At 44.0% G+C, this 23,019-nt stretch carries 20 protein-coding genes and 2 pseudogenes; 9 read left to right on the top strand and 13 right to left on the bottom strand.

Annotated elements, in window-relative coordinates; translation table 11 throughout:
• Nucleotides 1-111: 111 nt before the first annotated feature.
• The 4 genes from OCU38_RS01385 to rplU all read right to left on the bottom strand — a co-directional run bounded on the left by OCU38_RS01385 (nt 112) and on the right by rplU (nt 3,258).
• Nucleotides 112-1,170, bottom strand: a complete 1,059-nt coding sequence (locus OCU38_RS01385; protein ID WP_152821449.1) for an FUSC family protein — start codon at nt 1,168-1,170, stop codon at nt 112-114.
• 112 nt (nt 1,171-1,282) lie between these two features.
• Nucleotides 1,283-2,449, bottom strand: coding sequence for an Obg family GTPase CgtA (cgtA, locus tag OCU38_RS01380; RefSeq protein ID WP_152821451.1), 1,167 nt, complete (start codon nt 2,447-2,449; stop codon nt 1,283-1,285).
• Nucleotides 2,450-2,669: 220 nt separating this feature from the next.
• Complete coding sequence (gene rpmA, locus OCU38_RS01375) at nt 2,670-2,927, bottom strand: 50S ribosomal protein L27 (protein ID WP_017029046.1); 258 nt, start codon at nt 2,925-2,927, stop codon at nt 2,670-2,672.
• Between the two features lie 19 nt (nt 2,928-2,946).
• Nucleotides 2,947-3,258: a 50S ribosomal protein L21 gene (gene rplU / locus OCU38_RS01370; protein WP_017029047.1), complete on the bottom strand. Its 312-nt coding sequence runs from the start codon at nt 3,256-3,258 to the stop codon at nt 2,947-2,949.
• A gap of 269 nt (nt 3,259-3,527) precedes the next feature.
• Between rplU and ispB the strand changes: the two genes are divergently transcribed.
• Nucleotides 3,528-4,499 (top strand): octaprenyl diphosphate synthase, encoded by a 972-nt coding sequence (gene ispB / locus OCU38_RS01365; protein WP_152821453.1) that lies wholly within the window; start codon nt 3,528-3,530, stop codon nt 4,497-4,499.
• Nucleotides 4,500-4,623: 124 nt separating this feature from the next.
• On the opposite strand, the gene mdh is transcribed toward ispB, so the two are convergent.
• Nucleotides 4,624-5,559 (bottom strand): malate dehydrogenase, encoded by a 936-nt coding sequence (mdh, locus tag OCU38_RS01360; RefSeq protein ID WP_152821455.1) that lies wholly within the window; start codon nt 5,557-5,559, stop codon nt 4,624-4,626.
• Between the two features lie 294 nt (nt 5,560-5,853).
• Between mdh and argR the strand changes: the two genes are divergently transcribed.
• Nucleotides 5,854-6,324, top strand: a complete 471-nt coding sequence (gene argR, locus OCU38_RS01355; protein WP_023402502.1) for a transcriptional regulator ArgR — start codon at nt 5,854-5,856, stop codon at nt 6,322-6,324.
• Nucleotides 6,325-6,438: 114 nt separating this feature from the next.
• On the opposite strand, the gene OCU38_RS01350 is transcribed toward argR, so the two are convergent.
• Nucleotides 6,439-6,693 carry a hypothetical protein gene (locus OCU38_RS01350; protein WP_152821457.1) on the bottom strand — a complete coding sequence of 85 codons (255 nt, stop codon included), beginning with the start codon at nt 6,691-6,693 and terminating at the stop codon, nt 6,439-6,441.
• 65 nt (nt 6,694-6,758) lie between these two features.
• Between OCU38_RS01350 and OCU38_RS01345 the strand changes: the two are divergent.
• The 5 genes and pseudogenes from OCU38_RS01345 to OCU38_RS01325 form a co-directional block, all read left to right on the top strand.
• Nucleotides 6,759-7,277: pseudogene (locus tag OCU38_RS01345) on the top strand (TAXI family TRAP transporter solute-binding subunit); the annotation flags it as partial.
• A gap of 49 nt (nt 7,278-7,326) precedes the next feature.
• Nucleotides 7,327-8,510 (top strand): IS3 family transposase gene (locus OCU38_RS01340; protein ID WP_261823483.1). Its coding sequence is split into 2 segments (ribosomal slippage): nt 7,327-7,612 and nt 7,612-8,510, totalling 1,185 coding nucleotides; the frame shifts between segments, so codons are not numbered across the junction.
• A 34-nt stretch (nt 8,511-8,544) separates the two neighbouring features.
• Nucleotides 8,545-8,997 (top strand): annotated as a pseudogene (locus OCU38_RS01335) (TAXI family TRAP transporter solute-binding subunit); the annotation flags it as partial.
• A gap of 268 nt (nt 8,998-9,265) precedes the next feature.
• Nucleotides 9,266-11,839 (top strand): TRAP transporter permease, encoded by a 2,574-nt coding sequence (locus OCU38_RS01330; protein WP_152821461.1) that lies wholly within the window; start codon nt 9,266-9,268, stop codon nt 11,837-11,839.
• Nucleotides 11,840-11,912: 73 nt separating this feature from the next.
• Nucleotides 11,913-12,350: a universal stress protein gene (locus OCU38_RS01325; protein WP_152821464.1), complete on the top strand. Its 438-nt coding sequence runs from the start codon at nt 11,913-11,915 to the stop codon at nt 12,348-12,350.
• Between the two features lie 56 nt (nt 12,351-12,406).
• Here the strand turns inward: OCU38_RS01325 and OCU38_RS01320 are convergent, their stop codons facing one another.
• Genes OCU38_RS01320 through rapA form a run of 3 tightly spaced genes read right to left on the bottom strand, consistent with a single transcriptional unit; the run spans nt 12,407 to nt 17,042 of the window.
• Nucleotides 12,407-13,375 (bottom strand): D-2-hydroxyacid dehydrogenase, encoded by a 969-nt coding sequence (locus OCU38_RS01320; protein ID WP_152821466.1) that lies wholly within the window; start codon nt 13,373-13,375, stop codon nt 12,407-12,409.
• 9 nt (nt 13,376-13,384) lie between these two features.
• A complete protein-coding gene (gene rluA, locus OCU38_RS01315) occupies nt 13,385-14,122 on the bottom strand; it encodes a bifunctional tRNA pseudouridine(32) synthase/23S rRNA pseudouridine(746) synthase RluA (RefSeq protein ID WP_152821469.1) in 738 nt (245 codons plus the stop codon).
• A 13-nt stretch (nt 14,123-14,135) separates the two neighbouring features.
• Nucleotides 14,136-17,042 (bottom strand): RNA polymerase-associated protein RapA, encoded by a 2,907-nt coding sequence (gene rapA / locus OCU38_RS01310; protein ID WP_152821472.1) that lies wholly within the window; start codon nt 17,040-17,042, stop codon nt 14,136-14,138.
• A 299-nt stretch (nt 17,043-17,341) separates the two neighbouring features.
• On the opposite strand from rapA, the gene OCU38_RS01305 reads away from it, so the two are divergent.
• Nucleotides 17,342-18,718 carry a PhoH family protein gene (locus OCU38_RS01305; protein WP_023402495.1) on the top strand — a complete coding sequence of 459 codons (1,377 nt, stop codon included), beginning with the start codon at nt 17,342-17,344 and terminating at the stop codon, nt 18,716-18,718.
• A gap of 77 nt (nt 18,719-18,795) precedes the next feature.
• On the opposite strand, the gene OCU38_RS01300 is transcribed toward OCU38_RS01305, so the two are convergent.
• Together OCU38_RS01300 and mpl are read right to left on the bottom strand one after the other, a co-directional pair.
• Nucleotides 18,796-19,437: a flavin prenyltransferase UbiX gene (locus OCU38_RS01300; RefSeq protein ID WP_152821474.1), complete on the bottom strand. Its 642-nt coding sequence runs from the start codon at nt 19,435-19,437 to the stop codon at nt 18,796-18,798.
• A complete protein-coding gene (mpl, locus tag OCU38_RS01295; RefSeq protein WP_152821476.1) occupies nt 19,428-20,792 on the bottom strand; it encodes a UDP-N-acetylmuramate:L-alanyl-gamma-D-glutamyl-meso-diaminopimelate ligase in 1,365 nt (454 codons plus the stop codon). Before mpl ends, OCU38_RS01300 begins: the two co-directional genes overlap by 10 nt.
• A gap of 221 nt (nt 20,793-21,013) precedes the next feature.
• Between mpl and fbp the strand changes: the two genes are divergently transcribed.
• Nucleotides 21,014-22,030, top strand: a complete 1,017-nt coding sequence (gene fbp, locus OCU38_RS01290) for a class 1 fructose-bisphosphatase (protein ID WP_261823482.1) — start codon at nt 21,014-21,016, stop codon at nt 22,028-22,030.
• Here fbp and OCU38_RS01285 read toward each other — a convergent pair.
• Both OCU38_RS01285 and OCU38_RS01280 read right to left on the bottom strand, forming a co-directional pair.
• The gene (locus tag OCU38_RS01285) at nt 22,027-22,548 is read right to left on the bottom strand and encodes a lipocalin family protein (RefSeq protein WP_261823481.1); all 522 of its coding nucleotides are present in this window, start codon (nt 22,546-22,548) and stop codon (nt 22,027-22,029) included. The two genes, fbp and OCU38_RS01285, sit on opposite strands and share 4 nt — an antisense overlap.
• Nucleotides 22,549-22,594: 46 nt before the next feature.
• Nucleotides 22,595-22,939: a gamma-glutamylcyclotransferase family protein gene (locus tag OCU38_RS01280; protein ID WP_261823480.1), complete on the bottom strand. Its 345-nt coding sequence runs from the start codon at nt 22,937-22,939 to the stop codon at nt 22,595-22,597.
• Nucleotides 22,940-23,019 lie beyond the last annotated feature (80 nt).

Genomic DNA, 23,019 nt, shown 5'->3' with positions numbered 1-23,019 from the left:
TACAAATCGTTTAAAATAAAGCCGATATTCTATTGGGTTTGCCTAAAAAACTATACCCGTAATTGAATTTTAATTGATTGAAAACAACCAATATTGCATATAAAGATACCGTTAATGCTCATGTGAGAGATTCAAAGCTAAAACAAGCAGCTTTTTTAAATCCCCTAAATCTTCAATCAACTTCAAGTTAAGCCATACATAACCGTAGATATTCGACTCTTCACCGCCTAGCTCCGCAATATTGCTTTTTAATTCTCGGGTGATCTCATCGATATCTTGCACATTCAAACCACCTCGAATTTCACCCTTTTCTACTAAATAGGCAAGGTCTTGCAACTCCTGCTCTATCTGCTTCTGGCAACTATTCAAAGACTTAGACCACAACATATTCAGATGACTTTCCCTATCGCTCCAATACGAGTGATTAAGTAACCCTATGGTGTTCAATAGGTTTCGCATTTGGTTGTTAATGGCATCTAGCAACTGACGCTTCAGTTTGGTTTCTTTTACCGAGGGGGAAATAAGGGTATTAATCACCGTCATTTGTTTCATGATGATGCTTTGATAAGGCTCTAGGCTAGGTTTTTCTAATACATTTGGCGAGTATGAAAGATGGTAAACCTTAGAGAAATTGGTCAGTGTGTTGGCGGTACGTAAACGCCAATGTATAAAGGCGCGTTGCGGATGAATAAGGCAAAACAGTACTGCAATAATACAGCCAAGAGTCACATCTAAGCCGCGCCAAACCGCCACATCAATATGGGTATTCGACGAGCCGACTGTCACCCCTAAGGTGATCCCAATTAAGATCCCAACATAGGGTCTCTTTCCTAACGCAAAGTAACCACTAAGAAAGATAACAATCGAGCACCACAGGTACATCAACAACATAGAGTGCTGACTCATCGCCAGACCTAAGATCCCTGAAACCGCACCGATAGTTGTACCTAATACTCGGTGCCATGCTCGTGGTAATACGTTGCCTAGATAAGACATAGGACCAATAACCACAAATAAGGTAATCAAGATCCAAGAACGCTCAGGTAGCGCAAAGTAGGAGGTAACAAACAGGGTAAAAACAAAGGCTACCGCAATTCGAATACCGTGCACAATGCGATAATTAGCGAAAATAAACGCGTCAAGATCAGAAATCTTCTTGTTCAGATACATACTCTCATATCCTTGAGATGAAACTGTACAGCCAAATAAAAAAAGAGCCTGAATAAGGATTCAAGGCTCTTTTTATTATGTTTATAAATCAAATGATTGTCTACAGAAGATACTAATCACGCACGTAGATTACGTGGCCATCATCTTCTTCATCGTCATCCCAATCATCGTCGTCTTCAGTCACGACATTGCTGCCTGACATTGCATCTTTGTGGTAGTCATCCCACATGAAGTCAACTTTGTCTTCTTCTTCAATCTCTTCCGCTTCGCGAGGTAGATTGTCCATGAAGTCAGCCAGTTTGTAACACAACTCTTTAGTACCCTGCTTGTTGATCGCAGATACTTTGAAGTATTGATCTTCCCAGCCTAGCGCATCCAAGATCTGTTGGATCTTTTCGTTCGCTTCATCTTCTGGCATAAGATCCACTTTATTGAAGACTAGCCAGCGCGGTTTGTTCAGCAACTTCTCACTGTACTGCTCTAGTTCATCAATAATGGTCAATGCATTTTGTACTGGATCACTTTCATCGATCGGCATGATGTCGATCATATGCAGCAGCACGCGACAACGTTCCAAGTGCTTCAAGAAGCGAATACCAAGGCCCGCACCATCTGCTGCGCCTTCGATAAGTCCAGGAATATCAGCCACTACGAAGCTCTTCTCCGGAACTACACTGACTACGCCTAAGCTAGGAATAAGAGTGGTAAACGGATAATCCGCTACCTTTGGTTTAGCCGCAGAAACTGAGCGAATAAAAGTAGATTTACCTGCGTTTGGTAAGCCAAGCATACCTACGTCAGCCAACAGCAATAGCTCTAAACGAAGTTCACGAACCTCGCCTTTAGTACCCATTGTTTTTTGACGAGGTGCGCGGTTCACTGAAGACTTAAAGCGTGTGTTACCTAAGCCATGCCAACCACCTTTAGCGATCATAACTTTTTTGCCGTGCTCAGCCACTTCGCCGACAGTTTCATTGGTATGAATATCAACGGCGCGAGTACCCACAGGCACTTTAAGAGTCAGATCTTTACCACGTTTACCGGTACAGTTACCGCCACGACCATTCTCACCACGATCAGCGGCGTAGAAGCGCTGGAAACGGTAATCAATCAGTGTGTTAAGGTTTTCGTCAGCTTCAAGGTAGATATCACCACCGTCGCCGCCATCGCCCCCATCAGGACCACCTTTTGTAATAAACTTTTCACGCCAGAAACTTACGATGCCGTTACCGCCATCACCCGCTTCTACCTTTACTGTTGCTTCATCTACGAATTTCATTTCTCACTCCGTATTGGTGTGAATACCCGACTGGATCAAATGTAGCAGATCCAATTGTGTTTGGTTCTAGGTATCTGGGTGCTAGACCCTAGGGGTTATCAATCATCATAAGAGACCGATATCATCTCTAGGACCCAGGACCAAGAAACCGAGTACCTATAAAATAAAAAACCCCGCCTAATTGGCAGGGCTTTTGAATTCAGCTTGTTCTAAGTAATAATTACTCAGAATCGATGCTTACAAATTTACGGTTCTTAGGACCTTTAACTTCAAATTTCACTTTACCTTCAGTAAGAGCGAAAAGAGTGTGGTCTTTACCGATACCAACGTTGTTACCAGCGTGGAATTTAGTACCACGTTGACGAACGATGATGTTACCCGCTAGAACTGATTCGCCACCAAAACGCTTAACACCTAGGCGTTTGCTTTCTGAATCGCGACCGTTACGAGTAGAACCGCCAGCTTTTTTGTGTGCCATTGTTTAACTCTCCTAAAACTTAAGCGTTAATGCCAGTGATCTTCACTTCAGTGAACCACTGACGATGACCTTGTTGCTTACGAGAGTGCTTACGACGACGGAACTTAACGATTTTTACTTTATCGCCACGACCGTGCTTAACCACTTCAGCTACAACTTTACCGCCCTCTACAAGAGGAGCACCAACAGTGATTTCTTCACCGTTTGCGATCATAAGAACTGAGTCAAACTCAACAGTTGCACCAGTTTCAACGTCCAATTTCTCTAAACGAAGAGTTTGGCCTTCGCTTACACGGTGTTGTTTACCACCAGATTGGAAAACAGCGTACATATTTTACTCCGCTTTTTCCGCACAGCCTTTGCCTGTTTTGGGCAGTTTGGGTGTGCGCTAACTAATTTATCAATAGGGCGCAGATTCTACGTGAACGCATCACATAAAACAAGCCATATTTTAAAAAAATCGGCGAAAAGATAATCGCCACATAAAAGTGTGAGAATGATGCCTTTTACAGCTGTATTTAGCAACGTTTTTTAGTGTAAAATTCGACATTAATTATCATCTTAGCTACCCCTTTGTAGCAACTCAAAACCGGAAGTATCATGGACTTTAGTGCTATCCAGGACCTCACTGCCGACGACATGGCAAAAGTAGATCAAACAATCCAAGCTCAATTAAACTCAGAGGTCACTCTGATTAATCAACTGGGTTACTACATTGTCAGTGGCGGTGGAAAGCGTCTGCGCCCTCTCATCACACTCCTAGCAGCCCGTGCGTTAGGTTACCAAGGTGAAGGTCATATTACGGCAGCTGCGTTCATTGAATTTATCCATACGGCGACCTTGTTACATGATGATGTAGTAGACGAATCAGACATGCGACGCGGCAAAGAAACCGCGAATGCAGCCTTTGGCAACGCACCTAGCGTACTGGTGGGTGATTATATTTACACTCGCTCTTTCCAAATGATGACCAGCTTAGGATCATTAAGGATCCTTGAGCTAATGAGTGAAGCGGTAAACGTCATCGCCGAAGGGGAAGTTCAGCAATTAATGAATTGCAATGATGCTTCTACAACAGAAGAAAGCTACATGCAGGTGATTTACTCTAAAACGGCTCGTCTGTTTGAGTCAGCCTCTCAGTTATCCGCTATTTTGGCAGAAGCGAGCCCTGAGATGGAAACGGCCATGCAAACCTACGGTCGCCACCTTGGCACCGCATTCCAGCTCATTGATGATGTATTAGATTACACCGCTGACGGCAAAGAGATGGGCAAGAACGTGGGTGATGACCTAGCAGAGGGTAAACCTACCCTTCCGTTGCTGTACGCTATGCAAAATGGCTCACAGGAACAAAAAGAGATGATTGTTGAAGCCATCGAGAAAGCCAACGGAATGGATCGACTAGAAGAAATTTTAGCCGCTATGCATCAAACTGGCGCTCTAGAATACACCACTAAAGTCGCAAATCAGGAAGCAGATAAAGCGATTGCCGCGTTAGCTAAACTGGCTGACTCCCCTGAGAAACAAGCGCTTGAAGCACTGGCGCACCTTGCAGTGAAACGCAGCAAGTAATCGCGCTCAGCATTAATTGCGCTTGGCGTCGATCGCAAGCACGATATCTAACAAATAAAAAGCGGATCATCATGATCCGCTTCTCGTATCTAATTGTCCTGTCCTAAAACAGGTCAGCCACCCACTATTTAGCGAATGCTTCACCTTTGCTGATATCGTTAGACAGTGTTTCTAACATGCCGTCCAAAGACGATCTTTCAAAATTACTCAACTCACCGTAACCTAAAATCTCTTCAACGCCTTCTTTGCCTAATTTAACAGGCTGTGCAAAGAATCGCGTATGTTCGCCTCTGCCTTCAACATAAGCACATTCAACGATATTGGCTTCACCTTGCAGTGCGCGTACCAGCGACAGACCGAAACGACAAGCCGCTTGTCCCATCGACAAGGTTGCACTACCACCGCCCGCTTTTGCTTCAACAACTTCAGTGCCCGCATCTTGGATACGAATAGTTAACCAAGAAACTTCTTCACTAGTAAATTCCACGCCTTCGATTTGAGAAAGAAGAGGAAGAATCGTCACCCCAGAGTGGCCTCCAATCACAGGTACATTGATTTTGGTTGGATCAAGCCCTTTTAATTGACCGACAAACGTTTCAGAGCGAATCACATCCAAAGTCGTTACACCAAATAAGCGACGCTTATCGTATACACCGGCTTTTTTCAGTACGTCAGCCGCAATTGCTACGGTGGTGTTGACTGGGTTGGTGATAATACCAATGCATGCTGTTGGGCAAACCACTGCGATCTTTTCTGCTAATGATTTAACAATGCCAGCATTCACGTTGAATAGATCTTCACGATCCATGCCCGGTTTACGAGCTACACCTGCCGAGATTAATACAACATCTGCATCAACTAATGCTGGTGTTGGATCTTCTCCTGAGAAACCAGAAACAGTTACTGGAGTTGGTATGTGACCAAGATCAGCAGCAACGCCAGGAGTTACAGGTGCAATGTCATAAAGAGCTAGATCTGAACCAGCAGGAAGGTTGTTTTTCAATAGTAAGGCTAGTGCTTGTCCAATTCCACCAGCAGCTCCGATAACAGCGACTTTCATTGTGTTCTCCTTGGATAATTTAGAGGTCGTTTTGTTCCCTGATATATTAAGCCTGAAATTATAATATTTACTTTGCATTTACAATTACGTAACTACACCTTTGCGACCTTACTCACTCATCGCACATCTATTCCTGCTAATGCCTGTCCTTCATCACGAATTGACACACAAGATAAGAGGTTTTTATCGAGTAACAATCCCATTACTTGGGAATGATCTCGTTCTATGAGACACTGTACCAACTGAGGTAAAGCTCTCCAGTGAACATAAAATCAATAATATGTGGAACAAGTAATGCGAAACAGCGAAAAACAGGACCATTTAGTCCGCGAGTTCAAATCCCTTTTGAAACAAGAACGTTTCGGCTCACAAAGTGAGATTGTTGAAGCACTAAAGCTCGAAGGGTTTGACAATATCAATCAATCTAAAGTCTCGCGCATGCTCACCAAGTTTGGTGCTGTTCGAACTCGCAATGCCAAAATGGAAATGGTTTATTGCTTGCCAGCAGAGCTTGGAGTACCAACAGTATCAAGCTCGTTGCGTGAATTAGTCTTAAGCATCGACTACAACAATGCGCTTGTTGTTATTCATACCGGCCCTGCCGGTGCGCAACTGATTGCTCGACTGCTTGACTCTCTAGGTAAGTCGGAAGGCATTCTTGGTGTAGTCGCTGGCGATGACACCATCTTCATCACTCCAACCCTAGAAATAGACACCAAACAACTCTTCGATTCTGTTTGCGAACTCTTTGAATATGTTGGATAAAATATAATTTGTCCTACTAACACAGCCTGATTTTCAGGCTGTGAGAACGATCACATCCTAATAAAATACTCCCTCTTGAGCACAAAAACCATAAGTAATTGTTTATAAAGACTTTTATTTAAAATACTCCGTAAAATTAATCGCATAAGCAACTGATTTTGTACTGTCAATCTCTCTATGCACCCTATTTCTGGTTGTTTTTTGATATGATGCAGACACTTTTTCAACAAATCCCTTACCACAATTGATGTTATGTTGAGCGTTTCTGTAAAGCGAACTACGCTTAAAAGACTCGATCAATATCGATAAAAATAACGTCATTTTAAGTGCTATGGGCATTGTAGGAGTTGAAAAAGGTGCCGTTTCCATACAGGAAACCTCAACAGCACATAGAAGGCTGTTGGTATGATCATGGACATAAGGAAGAAAACATCATGGCATTTAAGAAAGCAATTAAGTTCGGCGCGATTGCAGCTGCAGTTATGGGTGCAAGCGTTGTTTCTGCTCAAGAGTTCATCACTATCGGTACTGGCTCAGTAACGGGTGTCTATTACCCAACTGGCGGTGCTATCTGTAAATTAGTTAACAAAGATCGTAACGATCACAGCATTCGTTGTTCAGTTGAATCCACTGGCGGTTCTATTTACAACGTCAACACCCTTCGCTCTGGCGAGCTTGATTTTGGTATCGTGCAGTCTGATTGGCAATTCCACGGCTACAACGGTACTAGCAAGTTTTCTGAGCAAGGCCCATACAAGAAACTACGCGCGATGTTCTCTCTTCACACCGAACCTTTTAATATTATCGCACGCGAAGATTCTGGTATTAACAACGTTTCCGACCTAGCTGGCAAGCGTGTCAACATTGGTAATCCAGGCTCTGGTGACCGTGCAACGATGAGCGTTGTAATGGACGCAATGGGCTGGACTAACGACAGCTTTAAACTGGCTTCTGTAGTTGACCCGATCTAGTGGACACCTTCAATTAATATTGGAGGTGGTTATGCCAGCTTATAAATCAGGTAAAAAGACGCAACAATACCCAACAGAATTTAAGGTCACAGCTGTTCGACTTTCTCTTCGAGATGGGGCTACAGTTAAGGGAGTAGCTCAGTCGTTGGATATACATCCTTTCATGTTATCCAGATGGCGCAAGGAGTATCGAGAAGGGATCATCATGGAAGATAAACGAAAGAAAAAACCACACATACCCAAGCAAAAGGTAGAGTCTAATCGACTTGCTGAACTAGAGCGTCAAAACGAACAGCTTAGGTTAGAGAATGATCTGCTAAAAAAGTGGCAACGATTCGTAGCCCAGGAAAATCGACAAAATTCAGGTTCATAAAGAAATACAAATCAGTGTTTCCTATAGTGATGATGTGTCGCCATTTATCGGTTTCTAGATCTGGCTATTATGCTTGGCTGGTGCGTTCGCCTAGTAAATATAGTCAGTCTGAATCGGACTTACTCATGGAAATCAAAAAGATATTTGCGAAGAGTCGTGAGACATATGGTAGTCCAAGAGTTCATGCTGAGCTGAGAAGGCATGGCATATCTGTTAGTCGTAAACGTGTTGCGCGATTAATGAAGGAGCATGGACTCAGAGCAAGAAGCTATCGAATCTATTTGAAGATGGCCAAGTTGCATCGTTTTTATCAATCGATAAAGAATATTAAGAAAGATACGCCTAAGCCAACAGCGGTGAACCAACAGTGGTCTGGCGATTTAACTTATATTCGACAAGGTAATCGTTGGATGTACCTTGCGGTCATTATTGATCTTTACTCACGAAAAGTGGTGGGTTGGTCTCTTGGTAAGCAAAAAAGTACAGCATTGACTATGAGTTCATTAAGGATGGCAGTACGTAACCGTGCTCCGTCTAGTGGTTTATTGTTCCATACAGATAGAGGCTCAGAGTATCGTTCCCATGAGGTGCAAGCGCTTCTTAAAAAAAATGGTATTGTGCCGAGTATGAATCGCCCTAGTCACTGCACAGATAACGCTGAGGTCGAATCATTTTTTCACACGCTTAAAAGCGATATTATTAGAAAGAATACGTTTAAAAGTGAGAAGCAGCTCAGAGATAAACTAGCGGGTTATATCCAGCATTTTTATAACCGTTATAGACTGCATTCTAGTTTAGGATATCGAAGCCCACATGAATATGAAGTTGTGATGGGGTTTTAGAAAATAGGTGTCCATTTTATCGGGTGAAGATCATTCTGAGCTAAAAGGTTCTGAGCGTTCACAAGCACTTTGTGATAACAAGATTGATGCATTCATCTACATGGTAGGTCACCCAAATGGCTCTATCAAAGAAGCAACAACCTCTTGTAATGCAAAGCTTGTTCCAGCGACAGGCCCACAGATCGACAAGATCGTTGCTGACAACCCATACTACGCATTTAGCACAGTTCCGGCTGGCATGTATCGTGGTACAGACATCGACGTGAAAAGCTTCGGTGTTGCGGCAACTATGGTAACCACATCTGACGTTTCTGATGAAGTTGCTTATACCGTGGCAAAAGCGGTATTTGAAAACTTTGATACCTTCAAACGTCTACACCCTGCTTTCGCTAATTTGAAAAAAGAAAACATGGTAAAAGATGGGTTATCCATTCCACTTCACCCAGGTGCAGTGAAGTACTACAAAGAAGTCGGCCTACTTAAATAAGTGCTGACAATACTACCAATCACTTAATTATTACGATTGGTATGAAGGAGGCTTCGGCCTCCTTTTCAAACTATTTGTAGTGTTGGGGAAAGTCATCCCCACTAGCCAATGCCCCCCTTTCAGGTGGGACTTTTTGTTTGCCACAACTTGGCAACACCTTTCTATATTGTAATTTTTTTTGGCTAGTATTTCGGCTTGGTCTAGAAGTATCGGTTATACCAATCACAGTTCTTAGCCCAATCTGCGTCAACAGAATTAGGATACACTAATGACACATTCAACGACTCCGTCCCAAGAAGCTCAAGATATCGTCGCGCAAGCCGATACGGGAGCACGTAATCCCTTCGGAATTGCTGGAAAAATTCTCTGGTTTGTACCTTTATGCTGGTCACTATTCCAGCTTTGGTATGCATCACCACTGCCGTTTATTTTTAACTTCGCCATATTAAATGATACTGAGGCTCGTTCTATTCACTTAGCCTTCGCTATCTTCTTAGCCTTTACCGCTTACCCGGCAATGAAACGCTCACCTCGTGACAGAATTCCTGTCGTTGATTGGGTTCTGGCGTTAGTCGGTAGTTTATCGGCCGCTTATATTTATCTGTTTTACACCCAACTAGCAGGACGCTCTGGCGCACCCACTTCTTTTGATATTGTGGCCGCAGTAACAGGAATGGTATTGCTACTTGAAGCAACACGTCGCGCATTAGGTCCACCACTGATGGTGGTTGCCGCAGTATTTCTGCTGTACACCTTTGGCGGCCCACATATGCCTGACGTTATTGCACATAAAGGGGCGAGCTTAAACAAAGCGATGTCGCATTTATGGCTGACAACCGAAGGGGTTTTCGGCATTGCACTGGGCGTTTCTACCTCCTTTGTTTTCCTGTTTGTATTGTTTGGCGCCATGCTAGAGCGCGCAGGAGCAGGTGCTTACTTCATTAAAGTGGCCTTCTCATTGCTTGGTCATATGCGCGGAGGCCCAGCAAAAGCGGCTGTCGTCGCCTCTGGGCTTTCCGGTTTAGTCTCTGGCTCTTCGATTGCAAACGTCGTCACTACGGGGACTTTCACAATTCCACTGATGAAGCGAGTGGGCTTTCCGGGCACCAAAGCGGGCGCGGTAGAGGTTGCCGCTTCAACCAATGGCCAGTTGACGCCACCCATTATGGGCGCGGCGGCGTTTCTGATGGTGGAATACGTCGGAATATCCTATGTCGAAGTGATTAAAGCGGCGCTCTTGCCGGCATTAATCTCTTATATTGCTCTTATCTATATTGTGCATCTGGAAGCCTGCAAAGCAGGAATGCAAGGACTGCCACGCCGACACACACCCACCAAACTGCAAAGCCTGACTTCCTTTGTTGGCACCATTTTAGGCTTATGTGTGATCAGTGCTGCGGTTTATTACGGCATTGGCTGGACCAAAGATGTATTTGGCGCTGCTGCAACACCGATTGTGACCGTAGCTCTATTGCTGAGCTATATTGCTCTTGTTCGCGTGTCATCTCGCTATCAAGAACACGCAGAAATGGACCCAGAGCTAACAGAAATTCCAGATGTTGGCCCTACGGTAAAATCAGGACTGCATTTTTTACTGCCTATCGTAGTGCTTGTTTGGTGCTTAACCGTAGAACGCTTTTCTCCGGGTTTATCAGCATTTTGGGCCAGTGTGTTTATGATTTTTGTATTGCTCACTCAGCGTCCACTGATGGATCTGTTTAACAAGCAAAACAACACCTTTGCCGCCTTCAAACTGGGCGTACACGATCTATTGGAAGCTTTAGTATCTGGCGCGCGTAATATGATAGGCATTGGCGTAGCAACGGCGGCGGCGGGTATTGTGGTGGGCGTAGTGACCCTAACCGGTATTGGCTTAGTGATGACTGACTTTGTCGAGTTCATCTCTGGTGGCAATATCATTATGATGCTTCTCTTTACCGCTATTATCAGCCTGATACTGGGAATGGGATTGCCGACTACCGCCAACTACATAGTGGTCTCTACCTTAATGGCTCCTGTTATCGTCACCCTAGGCGCCGCTCACGGGCTGATCATTCCGCTTATTGCCGTGCACTTGTTTGTGTTCTACTTTGGTATTCTTGCCGATGATACACCGCCAGTAGGTTTAGCCGCTTTTGCTGCAGCCGCGATTGCTAAATCCGATCCTATTCGCACCGGTATTCAGGGCTTTACCTACGATATACGTACCGCAATTTTGCCGTTTATGTTTATCTTTAATACTCAACTATTAATGATGGGGATCGACAGTTGGTGGCACTTATTACTTACGGTACTTTCCGCCATCACCGCTATGTTGCTGTTTTCTGCTGCCACACAAGGATGGTGGTTTACTAAGAATAAATGGTGGGAAACCATCGCTTTATTGCTACTGACCTTCACTTTCTTCCGACCGGGTTTTTGGTGGGATCAAATCTACCCAGCCAAGATAGAAGTGCCTGCCTCAGAAATCTCGCAAGTAGTACAGCAAATGCCTGTTGGGCAAACACTGGAAATGCGTGTTGCGGGTGAAAACATTGAAGGAAAGTTCATTGCTAAAACAGTGCGCCTGCCTTTTGACGATGACGCTGTATCTGCTGAAGATCGCATCTCATCAATGGGCTTAATGCTGTCTCACAATGACGATAATGTCATCGTTGATATGGTGGAGTTTGGCAGTCCAGCCGAGGCTTCTGGAATCGATTTTGATTGGCAAATTCAACATATCATCCAAAAAGCCGAGCGCCCGATGAAGGAGTGGGTTTTCTTACCTGCGCTTATTTTGGTGATATTAATGGGCTTAAATCAAAAACGACGCGTAACTAGAGAGTCTATCACCACTTAATTTGATTTCGCTCAATGCCCCATAGCCTGCACTATGGGGCAATAGGTATGACACAATATCAAGAGCACTTCTCATGTATAAACAGATCTTAGTTCCCGTTGACTTAAATGAAAAAGGCTTCTGTGACAAAGCACTAAAAGCAGCCATTTGGCATGCTAAACAAAGTAATGCACAACTGCATCTGCTAAACGTATTACCAGGGGTTCACATGTCCATGGTCGCAACTTATTTCCCACCAGATGCGATTAAAGATATGAAGAAAGATGTTGATATCCAGCTGCGCAATTTTGCAGATAAGTTTATCGACCCAGAGTTGGTTTATCATGTGCATATTGCGGAAGGTAAACCTTACGCCACCATCATAGATTACGCAGAAAAACTCGGTGCCGACCTAATTGTGATGCCAAGCCACAAACGTTCAAGAATTGATAATGTGGTGCTAGGTTCAGTGGCAACCAAAGTCGTACATAACTCGCCTGTAAACGTGTTAGTGATCAAACCACAAGGCTGATAGAAGAATTAACGAAGCACCAGTAATTGGTGCTCGTATTTTTAAGCAGCTATAGATTAAACCACTCGATTGCTGTGTTTGCCTGCCATAAATTGTTCAATATTATCGAACAGAATACTCACTAAGCGATTAAGAGCAGAATCACTGCCCCAAGCCACGTGAGGGGTTAACAGCAAGTTAGGTAATGAGATATTCGCTAATAGTGGATTCGAGTTATCTGCTGGCTCTTGAGTGAACACATCCACCCCTGCGCCAGAAATCTCACCGGATTTCAAAGCCGCAACTAAGTCAGATTCATTGACTAAGCCACCACGTCCCGTATTTATCAGCACTGCGGTTGATTTCATCAATTTTAGTTCATCAAGCCCAATCAGATTGGTGGTAGATTCAGTTAATGGGCAGTGTAAAGAAACGATATCCGCTTGCTGTAGTGCATCAGTAAAAGGCACGTAGCCTTGCTTGCTTTTCTGCTCACCTTTACGACCAGCAAAGATCACTTGCATGCCTAAAGCGCGCGCTAAAGTCGCAACCCCTTGCCCTAGATTACCGCTTCCCATAATCGCAATCGTTGAGCCAGCAATATCAGAAATGGGATGAGTAAAGAAACAAAATTGTTTGTCCTGCTGCCAGACACCGTTAGCAATATCTTGATGATAAGCAAATAAATTGCGCTTTAACGCAAAGATCATGGCGATCACATGCTCTGGCACAGATTGAGTGGCGTAGCCCTGAATATTGCACACTGCGATTTGTTGCTCGCGACAGTAATCAAGATCGACGTTATTAGTGCCCGTTGCTGACACTGCGATCAACTTGATCTGCGGCTGTTTCTCTAAAATGTCTGCACTCAAAACAACCTTGTTACTAATCACAATATCAGCGTCTTGTAGGCGATCCTCAACCTGCTGCGGCGAAGTATAATCGTACTCTACCCAATGATGCGGAAAATTCAGTGTGCGAAATGGAACGTGCGCAGGAATAGTTGCCCTATCTAGAAAGACAACTTTAGGTAACGACTGTGACATGCAAAATCCTTAATGCTTAGGCAAAGTTTTGTAATCAGGTAACTCAGGTTCAGCTAAATAGAGCTCTAATACTAACGGTTTTGCCTCAGGATAAAAGTCGCATGGCACAAACATACTGACTAATTTATTGTCTTTTGGATGATAAAAACTCAGTTCGGTAGAGTGCAATTGCAAGCGCTCGGAAAACGCCCTTGCCTCACCCTCTGCATAGAATTCATCGCCAACTATAGCGTGCCCCATTTCACTCATATGCACACGTAACTGATGGGAGCGTCCGGTAATTGGCAACAAACGTACAATACAGGTTTGCGCTTCTTGCTGAACTTTTTGGTAGTCAGTGCGCGACGGTTTTCCATCTTGAGTACACACTTTTTGTCTTGGTCGATTGGGCCAATCACAGATTAGGGGCAAATCAACTATGCCTTCTTTTTCTTCTAGCTCACCCCACACGCGAGCGTAGTAGATTTTATGGGTCAAACGGTATTGAAACTGCTTCTTGATGTGTCGCTCTGCGTCTTTAGTCAGAGCAAACAGCATCAAGCCAGAGGTGGCCATGTCTAAGCGATGCACTACTTGGATTTCTGGATAATCCACCACTAGACGACTCCATAAGCTGTCGTAGTGTTTGGCTTCTCGTCCAGGAACCGACAGTAAACCTGCCGGTTTGTTTGCCACCAAGATATAGTCATCTTGGTACACAATATCAATCCAAGGGTCTGTGGGTGGATTGTACTCAATCATGGCCATGCTCTATTTCACTCTAATTGTGAGAAACAACGATCAAGCGCAATGAATCCAACTGGATTTGAGCTTGAGAGATGAAACCTTCTAATTCAGTGATTTGCTGTTCAATAACTTGAACTTCTTCATCACGGATATTTGGATTCACCGCTTTTAGTGCCAACAATCTTTCAAGCTCAGCACTTAAGCTGGCTTTCATTTCAGCGTTGGCTTGCTGTTTAATTTGCTCATGCTTAGGCAATATCGCTTCATCACCTTTGGCAATTAACGCTTGTACTTGAGCTTGTACTGAGGTCACTAGCTTACTCGCCATATGACGGTTGATAGGGCTTAATTGACGGTTAAAGCTATCAAACTCAACCTGAGCCGAAAGATCATTCCCTTTGCCATCTAACATCAATCGAATTGGTGTTTGCGGTAAGAAGCGCGCAATTCCACTGCGTTTAGGCGCTTGGGCATCCACCAGATAAATCAGCTCTAACAGCATAGTACCGACAGGCAGTGCTTTGTTTTTTAACAACGAAACCGCTGATGCACCGACCCCTTCACTTAATAATAGGTCAATGCCACCTTGGATCATTGGGTGTTCCCAAGACATAAAGTTCATGTCTTCACGAGACAGTGCAGTATCACGATCAAAGGTGATGGTCGCGCCGTCATAAGGAAGCCCCGGATAACTAGGTACTAACATATGCTCTGATGGAGTAACCACGAGTGCATTTTCGCCTTTATCATCTTGGTTTAAACCAATGCAATCAAATAGGCTCAGCGCAAAGCTAACAAACTGAGTGTCGTTATCTTTGGCGGCAATTTTTTCTACTAACTCTTGCGCGCGCTCACCACCATTAGAGTGCATCTCTAACAAACGGTCACGACCATGCTCAAGGTCTTGTTTTAACTGCTGATTCATTTTCACTGATTGCGCAATCACATCATCCAGCGCTGAGCTATCACCTGTCGCAATCATTTCTGTTAATTCATACGCAAATTGCTCGTAAACCGTGCGACCAGTTGGACAAGTTTCCGCAAACGCATTTAAACCTTCGTTGTACCAACGGGCTAATACACTTTGCGAGCTGCCTTCAAGATAAGGCACAAATACATCAATATCTGAGTTCTGACCGATGCGATCCAAGCGACCAATACGCTGCTCTAAAAGATCAGGGTTGAACGGTAAATCAAACATCACCAGTTGGTTAGCGAACTGGAAGTTACGACCTTCAGAACCAATTTCGGAACAAATTAGCACCTGTGCGCCGCCATCTTCTTGGGCAAAATAGGCTGCTGCTTTATCGCGTTCAATGATCGACATTCCCTCATGGAATACCGTGGCGCGGATACCTTCTCGCTCACGTAGTGCTTGCTCAAGCTGTAATGCTGTAGCAGCTCTTGATGCGATCACTAAGATCTTATCGGAACGTTTTTCTTTTACCTTTTCAATCAACCAATCTACGCGGCTATCAAACTGCCACCAAGAACCAGAGTCTCCCAGCTCTTGGAATACCTCTTCTGGGTAAAGCATGATGCCCGCTTGTTTTTCTAGAGATAAATCGACGTTGAAGATCTTAGATACCTTAATTGCACGCAGGTATTGCTCAGGCATTGTCATTGGCAATAAGTGTACGCGGCGCTCAGGAAAACCTTTAATTGCGGCGCGAGTATTGCGGAACAATACGCGACCCGTACCGTGACGATCCATCAAGTTATCGACTAACTCTTGTCTGGCTAATGCTTGTTGCTCTGGATGCTGATCATCAGAAATTGCTTTAAAAATTGGCTCAACATCTTGCTCTGATAGCAATTCGGTTATTTGATTTTTAGCCTCGTTAGGCAATGCTTGCCCAGAAAGAAGTTGGCTCACAGCCTCTGCAACGGGGGCATAGTTGTCTTCTTCATCGACAAAGCTTTGATAATCATAAAAACGGTCAGAATCTAATAGACGCAGACGAGCAAAGTGACTCTCGCGACCTAATTGCTCAGGGGTAGCCGTTAGCAGTAATACCGCTGGTATTTTTGAAGCCAAAGATTCAACCGCTAGATAGCCTGCACTCGGCGCATCGACACTCCACTCTAAGTGGTGAGCTTCATCAACCACCAGCAAATCCCAGTCAGCTTCTAGCGCTTGTTGATGACGTTTAGCGCTGTTTTTTAAGAAGTCTAATGAACATAAGACTAATTGCTGAGTATCAAAAGGATTGGCCGCATCTGCATAAGCTTCAATGCAGCGCTCTTCATCAAACACCGAGAAATGCAGGTTGAAACGACGCATCATCTCAACCAACCATTGGTGAGTCAGGGTTTCTGGCACAACAATTAAAATTCGCTCAGCGCGACCGGCCAACACTTGCTGATGGATGATCATGCCCGCTTCAATGGTTTTACCTAAACCAACTTCATCGGCCAATAATACACGCGGAGCGTAACGACGACCGACTTCTTGGGCAATGAATAGCTGATGAGGAATCAAGCCAGCACGCATACCTGTGAGGCCGCGTAGAGGGCTTTTATGCTGCTTATATTGATTGTTCAATGCGTGATAACGCAGTACAAAGTTGTCCATGCGGTCAATTTGTCCGGTGAACAATTTATCTTGCGGTTTATTGAATCGAATTTGGTGGCTTAAAAATATTTCTCTAAGCTCAACGCCTTGCTCACCGGTATCTTCTCTTGTACCTGTATAGCAAAGCACGCCTTTGTCTTCGGTTACGTCAGTCACCACCAGTGACCAACCTTCATGCGCTTCAATGGTATCACCAACGGCAAACGTAACGCGCGTGATTGGAGCATCGCTGATGGCATACAGTCGCTCTTCTTCCGAGGCGGCAAACATTAAGGTAACCGTTCGGGCATCTATTGCCACTATCGTTCCTAGCCCTAAATCACTTTCTGTATCACTAATCCAACGTTGACCAATCGCAAATGCCATTCAGCTAAAACCCTTTATCAATTTAACTCTAACAATAGTAGAAGAAATTTAAGCAAATTTACCTAAGTTTCCTGCCAGAAAAAGGGCGTAATCATAGTACATTGCGGCATTAGGAGCACGAAAAACCTTACACATACTGGGCATAAATCATGCAATCAAACTGTCAACTAAATGAAACTAAACTAGACTAAAAATAGAAGGGGTTAACGATATCTAGTTGTGCTCTCTTCATCGGTCTATCAAACTGAATATTGAGAACACTTAGGTTTCACAACATCAAATAAGCACAGGAGCCGCTTATGGGTGATAGAAAACGTAAGATTTTTGTACTCGACACCAACATCCTACTTCACGAACCGCACGCTATTTTTTCCTTTCAAGAACACGACGTCGTCATCCCAATGACGGTACTCGAAGAACTCGACCGCATCAAAGACAGTAAACGAGATGTTGCTCGTGATGCGCGCATTGCCATTCGCACATTGGAAGATATTTTCCGAGAAGCCACTCCTGAACAAATATCAGAAGGTATTTGCTTTAACACAGAAGCCAAATCAACTGGCACCTTATCCATATTGGCCGACTTTGAACTGCACGAAACCGTCAAAGCATTTGCCGATAAAGCCGGTGATAATCGAATTTTAAATGCGGTTATCCATCTGCAAAAAAAGAGCGCTTCGCGAGATGTGGTTCTAGTCACTAAAGACATCAATATGCGGTTGCGAGCCAAGGGAGCAGGAGTTCGCTACGTTGAAGATTATCGCACCGACCAATTAATTGATGACGTGCAGTATTTAACTAAAGGCTTCGTCCAATGCGAGGGCAATTTTTGGGACAAAGTCGATGAGGTTAACTCCATTGCATTAGCCGGAAAAACCCATCATCTAGTGCATCAATCGACCATAGAACAGCCTTATATCAATCAGTATGTGCTGGATACCGATAGTGACTTTGCCACTCGCGTCACTCGCATTGAAGAAGAATCCATCACCTTAAAAGATCTCGGACGAGACAAATTAATGAGTCGTCGCGCTTGGGACATTAAACCGAAAAATATCTATCAAGGCATGGCGCTGAATGCGCTACTCGACCCAGATATCGACTTAGTTATTCTAACGGGCGCGGCAGGTAGCGGTAAAACTCTACTGGCGATGGCGGCGGCATTGGAGCAGTCCGTTGAACAAAAGATGTTTGATAAAATCATCGTCACTCGCAACACCCCAGAAATTGGCGAATCGATTGGCTTCTTACCCGGCAATGAAGAAGAGAAAATGTTGCCATGGCTGGCGGCTGTCACCGATACCTTGGAAGCACTGCATAAAAACGATCATTGCACTGAAGGCTCACTCAGGTACATTTGTGAGAAAGCCAATATTCAGTTTAAATCCATCAACTTTATGCGTGGACGCTCCATTCAAAACGCCTTTGTATTACTCGATGAGTGTCAAAACCTGACCGCTTCGCAGATCAAAACCATCATCACTCGCTGTGGTGAAGGGACGAAAATTGTCTGCTCAGGAAACTTAGCGCAAATAGATTCACCCTACTTAACCCCTGTGACATCAGGGCTGACTTATATGGTTGAGCGCTTTAAAAACTTTGAAGGTTCGGCCAATGTGCACTTAAACGGTGTAGTGCGCAGTCGCTTGGCAGAGTTTGCAGAAGAAAATTTGTAGGCATTCGCTTTTATTAATTTTAGCAAGGCATAAGAAACTAGGACTCAGAGCAAGCTCTGAGTCCTAGATAAATAATATTACTGACGTCTATCATAACCCCAAGGCTGCACTAAATCTTGCGCAACCCCAACATGGTCGAGCACCCGTGCCACCATAAAGTTCACTAAGTCTTCTATGGTTTGTGGCTGATGATAAAAACCAGGCGCGGCCGGCATAATGGTGGCCCCCATCTTGGACAGCTTAAGCATATTCTCTAAATGTAAGGTCGAAAATGGCGTTTCTCGCACCACTAAGATCAATTGTCCGCGCTCTTTAAGCACCACATCCGCAGCGCGTTCAATAAGATTATCCGACATACCATGCGCGATAGAGGCAAGACTGCCCGCCGAACAAGGACAAACAATCATTTGTTTAGGCGCGGCTGAGCCCGACGCTACAGGAGAAAACCAATCTTCCTTGCCACACACCACCAGCTGAGTTTCATCGCACTCTAGGTGCTTTACAAGCGCAGATTTAATGGCATCTGGACCACTTGGAAGCTTTAGGTTGTGCTCTGTGGCTAATACCACCCGCGCCGCTGATGAAATCAAGAAATAAACTCGATAATCCGCAGCCAATAGTTTTTTCAGCAAGGCTAAACCATACGGAGCGCCCGATGCTCCGGTCATTGCCAAAGTGATGCTTTTTTGCTGTGCGTCTATTGGTTGTGTTATTGGCATGAATGACCTGCTGTTTGTAGGGCATCCAGCAGTTTGCCGTGTATGCCTTCAAAGCCACCATTACTCATGATCAGAATATGATCGCCACTGCGAGCCTCAGCCACTAACTCTTTAACAATGTCATCGACAGAGTCCGAGGTATAAGTCGGTTGTGAACACTGCTTCGCCACATCCTTGACTGACCATTGAATGGTGTCAGGCTGATAGAGGTACACTTTATCGGCCAAACCTAATGAAGCGGCTAATGTGTCTTTGTGCACCCCCATTTTCATGGTGCTGGATCTCGGCTCTAATACCGCTAAGATTCTTTGCTCACCCACTTTGTTACGTAAACCATCGAGAGTCAGTTCAACGGCGGTTGGATGATGAGCAAAATCATCATAAACCGTAATCCCATGCACTTCGCCTTTCAGCTCTAAGCGACGTTTGGTATTAATAAAGCGAGCCAATGCTTCACAAGCTAAGTCAGGTACTACACCCACATGACGCGCCGCCGCGATAGCCATTAGTGCATTATTCACATTATGGTCGCCCACCAGATCCCACTGCACCTCGCCAACTTTTTTCTGTTCAAAGTAAACTTCAAAATGACTGCCATCAGCATGCAGTTTTTTCGCTTGCCAATCTTTATGGGTAAACTCAGTCTCACTCCAACAGCCACGAGAGAGCACATCATTTAGAGCAGAGTCATCGGCAGGTGCCAAAATACGCCCATTGCTCGGAACCGTTCTCACTAGATGATGAAACTGACGTTTGATCGCTTCCAGATCGTCAAAAATATCCGCATGGTCAAATTCAAGGTTATTCATCACCAAAGTGCGAGGATGGTAGTGGACAAATTTAGAGCGCTTATCAAAGAAGGCACTGTCATATTCATCCGCTTCAACCACAAAGAACATACTCTTGCCTAAGCGCGCTGACTGACCAAAGTTACCTAATACACCACCGACCAAAAATCCCGGCTCGTAACCACAGTCATCTAGAATCCACGACAACATACTTGAAGTGGTTGTTTTACCGTGTGTGCCTGCTACAGCCAACACCCAGCGATCTTGCAATAAGAAATCTTGTAGCCATTGTGGGCCTGAGGTGTATTTCAAATTATTGTCTAGAACATACTCGACACATGGATTACCACGGCTCATTGCATTGCCAATGACCACAAGATCAGGTCGCGGTTCTAGTTGCTGAGGATCATAGCCTTGAATAATTTCAACTCCCTCTGACTCTAAAAGAGTGCTCATTGGAGGGTAAACATTGGCATCACTGCCTGTCACTTTATGACCCAGTTGTTTTGCCAATACCGCAGCACCTCCCATGAAGGTGCCACAAATACCAAGTATATGAATATGCATAACTTTCCTGTTATTCTTGAACGGTGGCTTTATTTTTATAAGCACACCAATAAGCCGTATTAAGAGATTCTAACTAGATTCTGGACACGAACGCATACAATTCCAAGTGATTAAAGTCAGAAAATTGTGAAATAGATCGGTTAGTTTGCGTGTCTTAATATGTTTTGTGCTGTATATTTGCCTAAAAAAAGAACTTGTCATACAAATAAACGGAATCCCCCATGTCCAATTTAAGAACGCTAGGTGAATTTATTGTAGAGAAGCAGAATGACTTTCCTGCTGCAAGTGGTGAATTATCGTCACTACTCTCTTCTATCAGTCTTGCTGCTAAGTTAGTTAACCGAGAGATCAATAAGGCTGGCCTTGTTGATATCACTGGTGCTGCTGGCGCAGAAAATATTCAAGGTGAAGCACAGCAAAAACTTGACGTATTTGCGAACGATAACTTTAAGGCTGCTCTTGAAGCTCGTGACCAAGTTTGTGGTATTGCAAGTGAAGAAGAAGACCAAGCGGTTTCTTTTACTAAAGAGCAAAACCAAAACGCAAAATATGTTGTTTTAATGGATCCACTAGATGGTTCAAGCAACATTGATGTGAACGTTTCTGTTGGTACTATCTTCTCGATTTATCGTCGTATTTCGCCAATTGGCTCTCCAGCTCAAGAAGAAGATTTTCTTCAGCCTGGTACAGAGCAAGTTGCATCTGGTTATGTAATCTACGGTTCTTCAACCATGCTAGTTTACACAACAGGTGCAGGTGTTCACGGCTTTACGTATGACCCTTCAATTGGTGTTTTCTGTCTATCTCATGAAAACATGACGATTCCTCAAGACGGATTCATCTACTCAATTAACGAAGGTAACTACGCTAAATTCCCACTAGGTGTAAAAAAATACATCAAGTACTGCCAAGTAGAAGACACTGAAACTAAGCGTCCATATACGTCTCGTTATATCGGTTCTCTAGTATCAGACTTCCACCGTAACTTGCTAATGGGTGGCATCTTCTTGTACCCAAGCACACGTTCTTACCCTAAAGGTAAACTGCGTCTTCTTTATGAGTGCAACCCAATTGCATTCTTGATGGAACAAGCAGGCGGTAAAGCGACTGACGGTACACAGCGCATCATGGAGCTTAAACCAACTGAACTACACCAACGTGTTCCGTTCTTTACTGGTTCAAACTCAATGATCGATACGCTGCATGAGTTCATCGCACAGAACCCTGACGAATATTAATCTGCGGTCTGTTTGACCCAAATTAATTGACTGATATCAAAGCCAAGCTCTTCTGCTTGGCTTTTAAATTTCTGCTGTATCTCGGCGCTCACTTCAGGAGTTCGAGACAATAACCATAGATAGGAATGATTAGGGCCTGAGATAAAAGCGTAATCGTAGTTCTCTTTCTCAAGCTCAAAGACGATATAAGAGCCGTAAAATGGGCCAAAGAAGGATACTTTTAAATAGCCCTCATCGCTAGAATCGACAAAATAGGCTTTACCTTCGGCGCTTTTCCACTCTTTATCTTGGGTAGAATAACCGCGATTTAATACCTGAACACCACCGTCTTCCTTCATTGAATAAGTTGCTGTGACCTGATTCATTCCTCGCTCAAAAGAATGGTCCAAACGCGCAATTTCATACCACTTACCTAGATAGCGGTCTAATTGAAAATTCTTAACTGGGGTCACTTTTTCCGGCTTGCCCACACAGCCAAATAGCATGATACATGCTAATGCTATTAACGGTTTTTTCATCTTACTTCCTTGTTCAATGAAGATAACTTTAGGGTTATTTGTATGACTAATTACGCAAATTCCAGTCTCCAGATTCTATCGCTTTACCCGATTCTGTGCCCTGATAAATATAAATCCAAGCTTCACCAAAGGTGGTTTCGATAGTCTCTCTGCGGTATTCAATGGGTATATCTTCCAAAATATCCAATTTTGCCAACACTTCATCACTGATTCTATACACCTCTCCTGTGATGCTGTTGTGACCTTCCACAATGCCAGGATAAGCACTAAAATCATACAAAGAATATTGTGCGGGTGTTTCATAGATGCCAAGTAAATCACTCTCTTGCAAAAGGTGATGATTAGACTCGCCTTGCCTTAAGGTTCCGTAAACAAAAACTAAATGCTGCATACCCTCATCCTGTGTCTATGATACCAATCGTACTAAATAACGGGTCATTCTAGCTTGTTAAAATGATCACTTACTTAGTG

The sequence above is a fragment of the Vibrio neonatus genome (genome assembly GCF_024346975.1).
GTDB lineage: Bacteria > Pseudomonadota > Gammaproteobacteria > Enterobacterales > Vibrionaceae > Vibrio > Vibrio neonatus.
Note: the sequence above shows the minus strand (reverse complement) of the source record. Positions and strands in the feature narration are given on the sequence as shown.